Source organism: Thioalkalivibrio sp. ARh3 (assembly GCF_000377265.1).
GTDB lineage: Bacteria > Pseudomonadota > Gammaproteobacteria > Ectothiorhodospirales > Ectothiorhodospiraceae > Thioalkalivibrio > Thioalkalivibrio thiocyanoxidans.
This window is the reverse complement of record NZ_KB897947.1, coordinates 380,630-394,073: the sequence shown is the minus strand read 5'-3', so window position 1 is coordinate 394,073 and position 13,444 is coordinate 380,630. Positions and strand designations below refer to the sequence as shown.

At 68.6% G+C, this 13,444-nt stretch carries 11 protein-coding genes; 4 read left to right on the top strand and 7 right to left on the bottom strand.

Annotated elements, in window-relative coordinates; genetic code table 11:
- The 3 genes from hemC to C995_RS0101820 all read right to left on the bottom strand — a co-directional run bounded on the left by hemC (window position 1) and on the right by C995_RS0101820 (window position 2,804).
- Entirely contained in the window at window positions 1-948 is a 948-nt protein-coding gene (gene hemC / locus C995_RS0101830; protein ID WP_081618858.1) for a hydroxymethylbilane synthase, read from the bottom strand.
- Between the two features lie 100 nt (window positions 949-1,048).
- Entirely contained in the window at window positions 1,049-1,774 is a 726-nt protein-coding gene (locus tag C995_RS0101825) for a LytTR family DNA-binding domain-containing protein (protein WP_026278883.1), read from the bottom strand.
- Window position 1,775: 1 nt separating this feature from the next.
- Window positions 1,776-2,804 carry a sensor histidine kinase gene (locus C995_RS0101820; protein WP_018863304.1) on the bottom strand — a complete coding sequence of 343 codons (1,029 nt, stop codon included), beginning with the start codon at window positions 2,802-2,804 and terminating at the stop codon, window positions 1,776-1,778.
- 106 nt (window positions 2,805-2,910) lie between these two features.
- Here C995_RS0101820 and argH point away from each other — a divergent pair, with 106 nt between their 5' ends.
- Entirely contained in the window at window positions 2,911-4,347 is a 1,437-nt protein-coding gene (gene argH / locus C995_RS0101815) for an argininosuccinate lyase (RefSeq protein ID WP_018863303.1), read from the top strand.
- 49 nt (window positions 4,348-4,396) lie between these two features.
- On the opposite strand, the gene C995_RS0101810 is transcribed toward argH, so the two are convergent.
- Window positions 4,397-4,900 (bottom strand): hypothetical protein, encoded by a 504-nt coding sequence (locus C995_RS0101810; protein WP_018863302.1) that lies wholly within the window; start codon window positions 4,898-4,900, stop codon window positions 4,397-4,399.
- A gap of 139 nt (window positions 4,901-5,039) precedes the next feature.
- Here C995_RS0101810 and C995_RS0101805 point away from each other — a divergent pair, with 139 nt between their 5' ends.
- Window positions 5,040-6,542, top strand: coding sequence for a YdiU family protein (locus tag C995_RS0101805; protein ID WP_026278882.1), 1,503 nt, complete (start codon window positions 5,040-5,042; stop codon window positions 6,540-6,542).
- A 15-nt stretch (window positions 6,543-6,557) separates the two neighbouring features.
- Here C995_RS0101805 and C995_RS0101800 read toward each other — a convergent pair whose 3' ends face one another.
- Window positions 6,558-7,046 carry a universal stress protein gene (locus tag C995_RS0101800; RefSeq protein ID WP_018863300.1) on the bottom strand — a complete coding sequence of 163 codons (489 nt, stop codon included), beginning with the start codon at window positions 7,044-7,046 and terminating at the stop codon, window positions 6,558-6,560.
- A gap of 251 nt (window positions 7,047-7,297) precedes the next feature.
- Here C995_RS0101800 and C995_RS0101795 point away from each other — a divergent pair, with 251 nt between their 5' ends.
- A complete protein-coding gene (locus tag C995_RS0101795; RefSeq protein WP_018863299.1) occupies window positions 7,298-8,803 on the top strand; it encodes a SulP family inorganic anion transporter in 1,506 nt (501 codons plus the stop codon).
- Window positions 8,804-8,991: 188 nt separating this feature from the next.
- A complete protein-coding gene (locus tag C995_RS0101790; protein WP_018863298.1) occupies window positions 8,992-9,720 on the top strand; it encodes a rhomboid family intramembrane serine protease in 729 nt (242 codons plus the stop codon).
- A 142-nt stretch (window positions 9,721-9,862) separates the two neighbouring features.
- Here C995_RS0101790 and C995_RS0101785 read toward each other — a convergent pair whose 3' ends face one another.
- Together C995_RS0101785 and C995_RS0101780 are read right to left on the bottom strand one after the other, a co-directional pair.
- Window positions 9,863-11,998, bottom strand: a complete 2,136-nt coding sequence (locus tag C995_RS0101785) for a TonB-dependent receptor family protein (protein WP_369771642.1) — start codon at window positions 11,996-11,998, stop codon at window positions 9,863-9,865.
- Window positions 11,999-12,004: 6 nt separating this feature from the next.
- Window positions 12,005-13,417 (bottom strand): hypothetical protein, encoded by a 1,413-nt coding sequence (locus C995_RS0101780; RefSeq protein ID WP_156015467.1) that lies wholly within the window; start codon window positions 13,415-13,417, stop codon window positions 12,005-12,007.
- Window positions 13,418-13,444 lie beyond the last annotated feature (27 nt).

Sequence of the window (13,444 nt, the reverse complement as noted above, 5' to 3'; positions counted from 1 at the left end):
TCAGGATCCTTTCGTGGAGGCTGCGTTTTCGGCATGGGCGGCGGCCAGCAGCTCGCCGGCCCCCAGTTCCAGCAGCTGTTCGGCCAGTTGCACCCCAAGGGCCTCCGCGTCCCCTCGCGGCCCTTCCACCTGGCGTCGCAGGAGCTGGCTGCCATCGACCGCGCCGACCAGACCGTCCAGGTGCAGCCGGTCGCCGTCCAGGGTTGCGTGGGCGGCCAGCGGTACCTGGCAGCCGCCCTCCAGGCGGCGATTGAACGCGCGTTCGGCGCGTACGCGGTCGGAGGTGTCGCGGTCGTTCAGGGGTGCGATCAGCGCAGCGATCTCCGGGTCGTTCTCGCGGCACTCGATGGCGATCGCCCCCTGCCCCACGGCCGGCAGGCTGACCGCCGGTTCCAGGCGGGCGCGGATGCGCTCGTCGAACCCGAGGCGCTTCAGTCCGGCTGCCGCCAGCAGGATCGCGTCGTATTCGCCGGCATCCAGCTTGCCCAGCCGGGTGTTCACGTTGCCGCGCAGATCCGTGATGTGCAGATCCGGCCGCCGCGCACGCAGCTGGCACTGCCGACGCAGGCTGGACGAACCCACGCGCGCGCCCTGGGGCAGCTCGTCGACATGGGCATAGGTGTTGGAGACGAACGCATCCAGCGGGTCCTCCCGGTCGAGGATGACCGGCAGCACCAGGTCCGCCGGCAGCTCCATGGGCACGTCCTTGACCGAATGCACCGCGATATCCGCACGATCTTCCAGCATCGCGATCTCCAGCTCCTTCACGAACAGCCCCTTGCCGCCGATCCGGGCCAGGGGGGAGTCGAGCACGCGGTCGCCCTGGGTGGTCATGCCGACCAGCTCCACCGGCCGATCCGGGTGCAGTTCCCGCAGGCGCGCGGCAACATGTTCCGCCTGCCACATGGCGAGCGGGCTTTTTCGAGTGGCGATACGCAGGGGTTTCATGCGGGGTCCGTGGTCCGGCGGCTGGAGAATAAAGCGCCGTAGTATAACGGTTTCGGCGAAGTGGCCCGAACCCAGCCTGATCCAGGGGCTTTCCTCCCTGCTATGCCAGATCGCCGCGCAGGAAAGCCCGTACCTGCGACAGCTGACGGCGGCTGACAGGGACGGGGTCCACGTTGCCGTGAAACAGCAGGCGGTGATCGGCCGGGCCGCGCGTCTCCAGCCCCCGGATCGCCGTGCGTACCACCAGGTAGCCCCGGCGCACGCACAAAAGGGCATCGCCGAATCGGGCCTCCAGTTCGCGCAGTCGCGTATCCACAAACCCCTCGAGCTGTTCGCCACGCGCAATCACGTAGCCGTCCTCGGCCGCGAAGTAGGCAATACGAGCCAGGGCCACGCGCTCCTCGCGCCGCCCGATGGTCAGGCGAACGGTCTGCGGAGCGGGCGCCGAGGGTCCCGTCCTGTACCGGGCCGCGCGCTCCAGGGCCTGGCTCAGGCGATCGCCACGCACGGGCTTGAGCACGTAGTCGCGCACGCCGGCCTCGAAGGCATCCAGGCTGAACTGGTCATGTGCGGTCACCAGGATCACCATCAGGTCGGGTCGCCTGGAGCCGATCTCGGCGGCCAGATCCATGCCCGACTCGCCGGGCATCTCGACGTCCAGAAGGACCAGATCGGGCCCTTCGCGGGTAATGGCATCGCGTGCGCCAATCGCCTCGCCCGCCTCTCCGATTACCTGGTGTCCGGCGTCAGCCACCAGCCCCGCCAGGCGCTGGCGCGCGATGGGTTCGTCGTCCACGATCAGGACGCGCAAGGCTTCACTCGACATGTTAATCCCCCCGTTCCAGTGGCAGGCGCATGCGGACCTCGAACTCGCGTTCCCGGGACTCGGTCTCGAAGCGGAACCGATCGCCGAACGCATGGCGCAGGCGCAGGCGCACGGCATCGGTGGCGGTGCCGGTTCCCTCGCTGTTCGCCTCCGGGTCGACACTGTTGGTCAGCGACAGCATCACCGTGCCGGAGTCGAGCCAACAACGAACGCGCACGAAGCCGGGACCACGCGCCGGTCCGATGCCGTGCTGAATCGCGTTTTCCGCCAGCGGCTGCAGGATCAGGGTGGGCACGCTGACGTCCAGGCCGGCCTGGTCCGGGCAGTCCCACTCCACCTGGAGGCGTTCGCCAAAGCGGGTCTGCTCGATATTCAGGAACGCGCGCACCAGTTCCAGTTCCGCCCGCAGGGACTGGCGATCCCCGGTCGCGAAGGTGGCGCGAAAGAGATCCGCCAGATCCAGCGTGACCTGTTCCGCGCGCGGGGGATCGCTGCGGCACAACCCCGCGATGGTGTTCATGCTGTTGTAGAGAAAATGCGGCCGCAGCCGGGCTCGCATCGCCTGTTCGCGGGCCCGCGAGACCGCCCGGGTCTCGCGCTGCCAGGCCGCCTGCAGATAGAGATAGTGCATCGCCACCAGGCTCAGGATCGTGGCCACCGCGATCGCCGGCCAGCGCCAGGCCGGATCGGCCAGCTGCAGCCCCTCGGCCCCGAGGAAGACCGCCGCCGTGTTGGCGATCGGCACCAGCGGGGGCAGGACGATCTGGCCCCACAGGGGCAGGCGCACCAGCAGTCGCTTGCCGGCGCACAGGATCAGCAGGCTGGTCAGGGCGACCCAGAAGATGAACAGCGCATGCAGGGCCAGCCCCGGCACCCAGTCCTGCCCGCCCCCGCGCAGCAGGGTGACTGCCAGGGCCAGCAGTACTGCGACCATCAACACGCGCAACAGCGTCTCGGCGCTGCAGAAATCCGGCAGCGGCGATTGCTTCGCCAGCTCGGTGGTCTCGTCGTCCGGCGCAGGTGCCCTCACGACCCGTCTCCCCTCCGGGTGCTGCCCATCCTTGTAATTGGTCGGGGACACTGTGGCGTGTCTCCCTTATACTTCCGGGTCTTTCCAACCCGGTTCAGGGTGCACCATGACGCAGGATTCCGCACGCGACAAGCCGCAGGCCCCCGCCCCCGAGGGCGAGGCCAAGCTCTGGGGTGGCCGTTTCTCCGAGCCCACCGATGCCTTTGTCGAACGCTTTACCGCCTCGGTCGAGTTCGACCAGCGCCTGTACCGCGAGGACATCCAGGGCTCGCAGGCGCATGCGCGCATGCTGGCGAAGGTCGGCGTGCTGACCGACGCCGAGGCCGAACAGATCCTGCAGGGGCTGGATGCCATCCGCGACGAGATCGCCGCCGGCGAGTTCGAGTGGCAGATCGGCCGCGAAGACGTGCACATGAACATCGAGGCGCGGCTGATCGAGCGCATCGGTGATGTCGGCAAGAAGCTGCACACCGGCCGCTCGCGCAATGACCAGGTGGCGACCGACATCCGCCTGTGGCTGCGCGCCGCGATCGACGACATCCTCGCCCTGATCCGGGGGTACCAGCGCGGGCTGGTGGATCTGGCCGAGCGCGAGGCCGCGACGGTGATGCCCGGTTTCACCCACCTGCAGACCGCGCAGCCGGTGACCTTCGGTCACCACATGCTGGCCTGGTACGAGATGCTGGAGCGCGATGCCCGGCGCCTGGTGGACTGCCGGGCGCGGGTCAACGTCCTCCCGCTGGGCGCGGCCGCGCTGGCCGGAACGCCATACCCGCTGGATCGCGAGTACACCGCCGAGCTGCTGGGTTTTGACGGGGTGACGCGCAACTCGCTGGACGCGGTCTCGGATCGCGACTTCGCGATCGAATTCACCGCCGCGGCGGCGACCCTGATGATGCACCTGTCGCGACAGGCCGAGGAGCTGATCCTCTGGACCAGCGCGCAGTTCGCGTTCATCGACCTGCCGGATCGCTACTGCACCGGTTCGTCGATCATGCCGCAGAAGAAGAACCCGGACGTGCCCGAGCTGGTGCGCGGCAAGACCGGCCGGGTCTATGGCCACCTGATGTCCCTGCTGACCCTGATGAAGGGCCAGCCGCTGGCCTACAACAAGGACAATCAGGAGGACAAGGAACCGCTGTTCGATACCGTGGACACCCTGCTCGGCTCGCTGCGCGCGTTCGCCGACATGGTGCCCAACCTGGAGGTGCGCGCGGAGAACACCCTGGCCGCCACGACCAAGGGCTTTGCCACGGCAACGGATCTCGCCGACTACCTGGTCGGTCGGGGTGTGGCCTTCCGCGATGCCCACGAGGTCGTGGGCCGTGCGGTGCGGGTCGCGCAGGAGCGCGGGGTCGACCTGGCGGAACTGCCGCTGTCCGACCTGCAGGCCATCAGCGAGGCGGTGGGCGACGACGTCTACACCGTGCTGACCCCGGAGGGCTCCGCCGCTGCCCGCAACCTGACCGGTGGTACCGCCCCGGAGCAGGTCCTGCGCCAGGTCGCGGCCGCGCGCGAACACCTCGCGGGCATGCTGGACTGAAACAAGATCGAAGTGGTGCGAAGCCGCACCACCTGATTGGTCAGGATCGTCAGTAGTCCAGCGTCGAGTCGATCACTTCCCACATCACGTTGCCGTGCACCACCTCGTAGCCGAGCAGGACCTGGCCGTGGGCCTCGTCACCCTCGAAGTTCGCCAGCACCCAGCGATGGTTCAGCACGTGGATGCCGTCGGGCCGGAACGCAAAGCCCTCGTCGCCCTCGGCCTCGTGCGGGATCAGCTCCGGGTGCTCCATCAGGTCATCGCGCAGGCGCTCCTCGGCACGCGCCATGCCGCGGCGCTGCAGGTCCTGGATATGCGCGTTGGTCAGGCCCAGCTCGACCGGGCGCGGGATCTCGTGCCGCGTGTACTCCTGCAGCTGCACCTGGGTCTCATACAGCTCGCGCTGCGCCTCGGTCACATCCTGCTCCAGCCCGGTGGCGCGGGCAATGTAGATGGCGAGGATGATGACGAAAAACAGCATGAAGCCCAGCCAGGCCAGGCGTTCGCTGTTTTTCAGGCCACCCTGATTCTTGTTGTCCTGCTCTTCGCTCACGGGTCTCCTCCCGGAAATGGGGCGTACGGCATGGCCGCCGTGCCCGCGTGACGGAACACCCGGGCACTGTGGGCCCAAAGGTGCAAAGTCCAAACGTCGCGCATCATAACGCCTGAAGCCGCGATCTGCCGAGGTATCGATGTCCCGCGCCGAAGCCCCAGCGCCTAGCGCCCCCGAACTGCAATGGGTGAATCGCTTTGCCAGTCTGCCGGAGGCCTTTTATGACCGTCCGGCGCCGGCCCCGTTCCCGGACGCCACATGTCTGGCGACCAGCCCCGCGATGTGCCGGCGCCTGGGACTGGCCGAGACCGACCTGGCCAGCCAGCCCTGGCTGGGGGCCTGTACCGACGGACACCCGATGGAAGGCCCCGACCCGCTCGCCAGCGTCTATGCCGGGCACCAGTTCGGTGTCTATGTCCCGCAGCTGGGGGACGGGCGCGCGAAGCTCCTGGGCGAGGTCAAAACCGCCTCCGGCGAACACTGGGAACTGCAGGTAAAGGGTGCCGGGCGCACCCGCTACTCGCGCGGCGCCGATGGCCGCGCGGTACTGCGCTCCTCGATCCGTGAGTACCTGATCTCCGAGGCGATGGCCGCGCTGGGTGTGCCGACCACGCGCGCGGTGGCCCTGTACGGCTCCAGCCTGCAGGTGCTGCGCGAGCGCGTGGAGCCGGGGGCGATCGTGCTGCGCGCGGCACCCAGCTTCCTGCGCTTCGGGCACTTCGAGTACTTCCACTACAGCGGCTACAGCGAACGTCTGCGCGAACTGATCGACTATGCGCTGGCGCACGATTATCCCGAGCTGGCGGACGCCGACGACCCGGTGGCCGCGATGCTCGAACAGGTCATCGCGAACACCGCCGAGATGATCGCCGACTGGCAAGCCGTCGGGTTTTGCCACGGGGTGATGAATACCGACAACATGAGCCTGCTGGGGCTGACCATCGACTATGGCCCGTTCGCGTTCCTGGACGCCTACGATCCGGGCTACATCTGCAACCACACCGACCAGGGCGGCCGCTACGCCTTCGACCAGCAGCCGGCGATCGCCCAGTGGAACCTGATCCGTCTGGCCGAAACCCTGGTGATCCATTTCCAGGACGCCACCCGCGAGGCCGCGATCGAGCGGGCCAAGGCACTGCTGGTGGACTTCATGCCCCGGTTCGAGCAGGCCTGGCTGGCGCGCATGCGCGCGAAGCTGGGGCTGGTGGAGGAACACGAAGGAGACCTTGAGCTGAGCCAGGACCTGCTGGCGCGCATGGCTGCGGAGGGCGTCGACTACACGCGCTTCTTCCGCCAGCTGCCGGATCTGGAACAATCCGAGATCCGCGAACAGCTCGAGGCCGAACTGGAGGACACGGCTGCCTGGCACGCGTGGTGGTCGCGCTATCAGTCGCGCCTGCAGGTGGAGGCCCGCCCGTTCGCGGCGCGCCGGGCAGCGATGAACGCGGTCAACCCCAAGTACATCCTGCGCAACCACCTGGCGCAGGCCGCGATCGAGCAGGCCGAGGCGGGCGATACCTCCGAGCTGGTACGGCTGCAGGCCATCCTCGCGCGTCCGTACGACGAGCAGCCCGAGTTCGAGGCCTACGCGGACCTGCCGCCCGCCTGGGCCGCCGGCATCCAGCTGAGCTGCTCCTCCTGATGATCCGCTGCCTGGTCAGTTGACCGCGCCCTCCGGGGGCAGCTTTTCCTTCATGGCGTCGGACAGCGGGACGTCGTGCACCACCAGCACCGGCAGGCGCGCGTTGCGCACCAGCCACTCGGTCGCGGACCCGGAGAGCATACTGGCGATCTGGCTGCGACCGCGGGTGCCCATCACGATCATGTCCGCACCCCATTCCTCGGCATGGCGGGAGATCTCCTCCGGTGCGCTGCCGATGGCCACGGCGACCTCGTCGTCCGCCTCGGCCCATGCCTCGAGCTGTGCGCGGACCTTGTCTTCCGCCGAGTGGCGCATGTCCTTCGCGTTCAGCGGCGAGGTGCCGGCGCCACTGAAGGCGCCGGCCGCGCTGGGCCCGGCCACGTCCGAGGGCTTCATCACGTAGAGCAGGCGCTTCTTCGCCCCCGGGCAGTGCTGCCGGGCGACGGCCAGGGCCGCGGCGGAGGCAGGAGAGAAGTCGACGGCGATGATGACGCGCTGCAGCATGGGGATCCTCGGGCTGGTCGTGGGAAGGGCCTCGGCGAGACCCCACAGGGGGCGCGCGGTTCAGCGTCGTGGTGCGAGGTGCTAGACTTCGCCCCCTTTCGGCGGTTTCAGTCTGTACTGGCACCAGACCGCTTGCAACCGCGCCCGCCAGGGGTGTCACACGGGCGAGTTTCCCCCGGCACCTGTTCGCTCACCCGTCAGTCCGGCCCCCGGTCGATAGAGCGGCGCGCATCCGTATTGGGGATTCCCACGTGCAGCAGACCCTACAAGACTTCCTGGCCCGCCAGCGCAAAGTCTGGTTCTTCAACGTCCGCGCTGACCTGATCGCCGGGATCGTGGTCGCGCTGGCGCTGATCCCGGAGGCGATCGCGTTCTCCATCATCGCCGGGGTGGACCCGAGCGTGGGCCTGTACGCCTCGTTCACCATGGCGGTGGTAATCGCCTTCGCTGGCGGACGCCCCGGCATGATCTCGGCCGCGACCGGGGCCATGGCGCTGCTGATGGTGACGCTGGTGGCGGAACATGGGCTGCAGTACCTGCTGGCCGCGACCATCCTGACCGGGATCATCCAGCTCCTGTTCGCCTGGGCCAAGCTCGCGCGCTACATGATGTTCATCCCGCGCACGGTGCTGGTCGGCTTCGTCAACGCGCTGGCGATCCTGATCTTCCTGTCCCAGGTGCCCTACCTGGTGGATGGCGACACCACCATGTGGGCGCTGGTCACCGCCGGGCTGCTCATCCTCTACGGCCTGCCGATGATCCCGGGCTACCCGAAGCTGCTGCCGCCGCCGCTGGTCGCGATCGTGGTGCTCAGCGTCCTGGTCTACTTCATGGGCCTGCCGACCCTGGAGGTCGGCGACATGGGCGAGTTGCCGGACGGCCTACCGGTGTTCCTGTTCCCCGACATCCCGCTGAACTGGGAGACCCTGCAGATCATCTTCCCGACCGCCTTCGCGCTGGCGATCGTTGGCCTGCTGGAGTCGCTGCTGACCGCCTCCATCCTCGACGACCTGACCGACACCCCGTCGGGCAAGAACCGCGAGGCCCAGGGCCAGGGCATCGCCAACGTCGTCACCGGCTGCTTCGGCGGCATGGCGGGCTGCGCGATGATTGGCCAGTCGGTGATCAACATCAAGTCCGGTGGGCTGGGGCGGTTGTCCACGCTGTCGGCGGGGATCTTCCTGCTGATCTTCATCGTCTTCCTCGGCGACCTGGTCTCGATGATCCCGATGGCCGCGCTGGTGGCGGTGATGATCATGGTCTCCATTGCCACCTTCGACTGGGGCTCGCTGACCACCCTGCACAAGCTGCCGCGCACCGACGCCACCGTGCTGATCGTGACCGTCGGCACCACCGTGATCACCCACGACCTGTCGCTGGGCGTGTTCGCCGGCGTGCTGCTCTCCGCGATCTTCTTCGCGCGCAAGATGGTCAAGGCCGTCGAAGTCACCAGCGCAATGTCGGAGGACGGCCGGACGCGCATCTACACCGTGCGCGGGCAGCTGTTCTTCGTCGCCGTGGACAAGTTCATCGACAGCTTCGACTACCGCGAAGGCATCCACCACATCGAGATCGACCTGACGCGCGCCTCGCTGTGGGACAGCTCGGCGGTGGCCGCCATCGACAAGGTGGTCGGCAAGTTCCGCCGCAACGGCATGGAGGTCGAGGTGAAGGCTCCGCGCGGTGAAAGCGGTGAACTGCACGACAAGCTCGCGCAACACGACAAGGGCGCCGACCTGGGACCGGGCGGGCACTAGCGCCGCCACCGTCATTGCGAGGAGTGCAGCGACGAAGCAACCTCCCTCCGAAACCCTCGGACCCCGACACTGCGCAAGCTTCAGGAGGTTGCCGCGGCCCCTGCGGGGCCTCGCAATGACGGTGCCCGTGGCGGCGCCGGGGGATGGGAGAGATTGGACCTCTTGTCCAGGCATGGCAGGCTAGGCGGATGATGAACCTTCGCCGGCCGGCACCCCCGGCCGACCCCCGGGCCGAGCAGGAACGGATTCGGCGTGCGCTGTTCTGGCCCATGCTGGGGGCCGCCATCCTGATCGTGATCCACGCCCTGCACGACCTGCTGGGCGGGGACTGGTCGCGTCTGGGCATCCTGCCGCGCGACGCGGTGGGGACACTGGGCATCATCACCTCGCCGCTGATCCACGGCTCCTGGGGTCACCTGCTCGCCAATGTGCCGACCCTCTGGGTGCTCGGCATGCTGACGCTCTACGGTTTCCCGCGGGCCACACGCGTTGCGGTCCCGCTGATCTGGCTGATGGGCGGACTGGGCGTCTGGCTGTTCGGCCGCGAGGGCCTGCACATCGGCGCCTCGGGTCTGACCCACGGGCTGATGTTCTTCGCCGTGGTGATCGGGATTCGCCGGCGCGATGCAATGTCCATTGCCGTCGCCATCATCATCCTGTTCCTCTACGGCAGCATGATCTGGGGCGTCTTCCCGAGCGCGCCCGGGGTATCGTACGAGGCACACCTGTTCGGGGCCGTGGCGGGCGCGGTCTGTGGCTGGTTCCTGTACCGCCGTGACCCGTTCCCGGTGTACCGGCGGCACGACTGGGAGGAGGACGACCCTACCGACCCCGAGACCCTGCGCAAGATCGAACAGGGGCGGCTCGACGAGATCGAGCCGAAAGAACCGCCGGAGGGGCCTGGGCGGCGCGACTAGGCGGACACCCTTTCTGGATGCTGTTCGCCGCGCTCGGTGCATCCCGCGACGTAGCGGCGACGGCGCTTCGTCGCACCGTCATTGCGAGGAGGCGAAGCCGACGAAGCAATGACGGGGGCAGGGTCCGGCGTGGTGGGGCGCGCTAGCGCCCGAAGGTCATGCGCATGCCGGCCATCAGGGTCAGGCCCGGGGCCGGTTCGAAGTAGCGACGGTTGCCGTCATTGATGCGGATGTTGTCGACGTTGTCCGCATCCAGCAGGTTGTTCGCGGCCACGAAGGCCTCGACATGAGCGTTGCCATCCTGCCAGTGGCGGCCCGCGCGCAGGTTCAGCGTGGTCTGTCCGCCTACCCGTTCGTCGTTGGCGTCGTTCACGTAGCGCCCGCCCGTGTACAGCGCATCGACGGTGACAAAGTAAGGGCCCTGGCGCCAGTCGGCCTCCACGAACAACTGCTCGCGCGGCAGCCCGGGCAGGCGGTTACCATCGCGCCGCTCACCCCGCTGGTCCACGAAATCGCGATAGCGGAAGTCGTTCAGGCTGAGCGCGCTGGACAGCGTCCACTGCTCGGTTGCGGCCCAGTCGACCGCCAGCTCGAAGCCGTTGCGCGCGGTGCGCCCGGCGTTGGTGTAGAACGTGCGACCGTCCACGTTGGGCTCTTCGAACGGGGCGATCTCGTCGCGCACGCGGGTCGCGTAGACCGAGGCATCCCAGGCCAGGCGACCGGTCTCGCGGCGGATCCCGACCTCGATGCTGCGTGCCCGCTGAGGGTCGAGGTCGGCGTTGAATCCGCCCCCGCCCTCGGGGTTCGCGAACTCCGTGAAGGTCGGCGTCTCGAAGTTGGTGGCCACGTTCACGTAGGCACGCCATGAAGGACGGAAGTGCCAGATCAGACCCGCCATCGCGCTGGTCTCGCGGAAGGTCCGCGCATCCGAGCGGTCCGGTTCGCCTACCCTTTCGGAGAAGTGGTCATCGATGGACATGCGGATGCGGTCGTGGCGCGCGCCGAGCACCATGTTCCAGTCGGACCCCAGCGCGGTGTCGGTCTGCACGAACACCCCCCGCGAGCGGGCGCGCTCGCGCTGGTCCAGCGCGAGATCGGTCAGAGCATCTTCGGGTTCTGCCGAACATTCGCGGGCGTCAGGTGCACGGTCAAACAACTGGCCAGCGGAACAGCGCCGGGTGCGGTCGTCGCGCTGTTCTTCCAGGTCGATTCCGGTCAGCACCCGGGTCGGCCCGATATCCTGTTCGTACTGGGCGTTGAGCCCGTAGAAGTCGCGATCAAAGGCCACCCGCGAGTCGCCGGGGAATGGCAGCTGCTGCGCGTAGTCACGCTGGGTCCAGAACCCGCCCAGGCGCAGCTCGCCGGGGCCGAGCGACTGCTCCCACTGCAGCCCCGTGGTCAGCTGCTCGGCCTCCTGCGTGCTGTCCAGGGCTGTGGCCAGCGGGGCGGCCGCGCGGCGGTTCTGGCGCATCTCCTCGCGGGTGAGCCCGCCGGGGTCATCCGTGCGCGGGGCATCGAGGTAGCGCAGGTGGAAGTTCAGCGTCCCCGCCTCCAGCTCCGAGGCGGTGTGCAGGCGCAGGTAGCGCTTCTCCGCGGTGGACTGGTCGCGGTAGCCGTCGATCGCGAAGTCGTGGGCGGTCAGGGAGTAGCGATGGGCCCCGAGATCCTGTTCGGCGATCGCCTCGGCGCGGCGATAGCCGTAGCTGCCCAGCATGACCCCGCCGCCAAAGCCGCGCGGGTCGCGGCCGTCGCGGGTGCGCGCCGAGATCACGCCGCCGGAGGCATTGCCGTACAGCGCCGCGCTGGGCCCGCGCAGGACCTCGATGTCGCGCAGGTTCAGCAGGTCGATCGCGTCCACCTGCGACTGGCCGTCCGGGGTGGTCTCGGGGATGCCATCCTGCAGGATGCGCAGCCCGCGCACCCCGAACGGGGCGCGCGAGCCGAAGCCGCGGATGGAGATGCGCGCGTCCTGCGCGAAGTTGTAGCGGTTCTGGGCGAACAGCCCCGGAACGCGATTCAGCGACTCGTCCAGCTGCAGGCCCTGCCGCCCCTCGGTGGCTTGGCGCTCGTCCACCCGCGATACCGCCGCCGGCAGGTCCGCCAGCGGTGTAGCCAGCCTGGGCGCGGTCACCGTGATCTCGACCGGGTCGAGCACGGGTACGTCGTCCTCGGCGATGGCCGTTGGAGCGGCCAGGCCCAGCACCGGCAGGGACAGCGGCAGCAGAGCGACCGGTCCCCTGAGGCTCCGGGTCTGCCCGTCTGCCGGTCGCCTGGGCATCGCGCGTTAGTCCCGGAGGATCAGCTGCTCGGTCAGGAGCTCGCCATGATCGAGGAAGGCGTCGTACAGCGCCCGGCTGCGTTCCGCCAGCGCCTCGTCGTTGCCCCAGGACCCTGGGCGGTCGAAGGCCTCGCCCGTACGGTAGCCATTGGCCACGGCCATCATGAAGGCCGCGACGGACCGGGTGGTCACGGTCGGGTCGGTCACCGACCCGTCTTCGTAGGCCAGGCGAGTGGGGACGATGGCAGAATCGAGCTGGTATTCGAGTGCGCCCTTGAACAGACGGTCGATTGCGGCACCCATTTCTTCTTCCAGCTCCGGCGCCCGCTCGCTCAGCAGCTTTGCGGTCCCCTCGCGTTCGCGCAGCAGGGAAAAGCCGCCGGTGACCTGGTGGACGAACCGCCATTGCGCGGCGACGTCGACGTGGTCGGAGGCCGCACGGGCCTCGCCGTCCTCGAACGCGATGCGTGCGGGCAGGCCCCAGTCGCGGATCGGCCCGTCTTCGGCCACGATGGCGCGGGTGATGGACGCAGTGCGGTCCGCCAGGGTCTCGGCGCGTGCCTGGTCGTCTGCATCCCCGAACAGGTAGAGCGTCTCGTAGACACCCTTGAGGCCACGCAGCAGCGCCCCGACCTGATCCACCGACCATTCGGCGCCCTGGTCGCGGACAAACATCCCGGCATCGTCGTCCCAGGCCGCGTCGGCGGTATCCGCCATGGCCCGGGCGATCTCGACCATGTCCTCGCGCGAGTGGCCGAGCCAGCCCGCGAGGGTCTGGAGCTCCAGTTGCCCCATGTCGTCCTCGCCACCCGGCTTGTCCTGGCGCACCCAGGCGTATGCGGGGCCGTGCAGGGCGTCGAGGCCGAAGGCGAGGGCATCGGTGTCCGAGTCGTTGGCCGCTGCCACCTCGCCGTCGGCGTAGCGCTCGTTGACCAGGTGGTCCGCCAGCGCCGACATCAGCGGGGCGGGGTTGTGGGTGATCTCGTCGTACAGGCCCAGGTGCTCGAAGCGACCCCCGCTGTGATGCATATGGTAGAGATACGCGGCATCGGCATAGGCGGCGGGATCGGCCTCGTCGTCGCGGCCGGCCTGGGCGCGCATGCGCCCTTCATCCACCAGCTTGCCGTGCACCGTATCCAGCAGGCCGAGCCAGGTCTCGCCGATCTGCCGCATCGGGTCATCGGCCAGTTCGGGGCGGTAGTCGTCGTGCCCCAGCTCGCTGTCGCGCATCAGGCGGCCCTTGACCGTCAGAGCCCCCAGCGTCATGAACGCATCATCGGCGGTCATCCCGTCGGCATGCACCAGCACGCGGTCCTGGTGATCGAGCCCGTGGGCGACCCCAAGCGGAGCGGCCTGTGCGAGCGCGGGCCCTAATAGCGAAAACGCGGCTGCTGCCGCGATTGCGGACTGCTTCATCATGGACTCCCTGGTTTTCTGTGAGCTCCG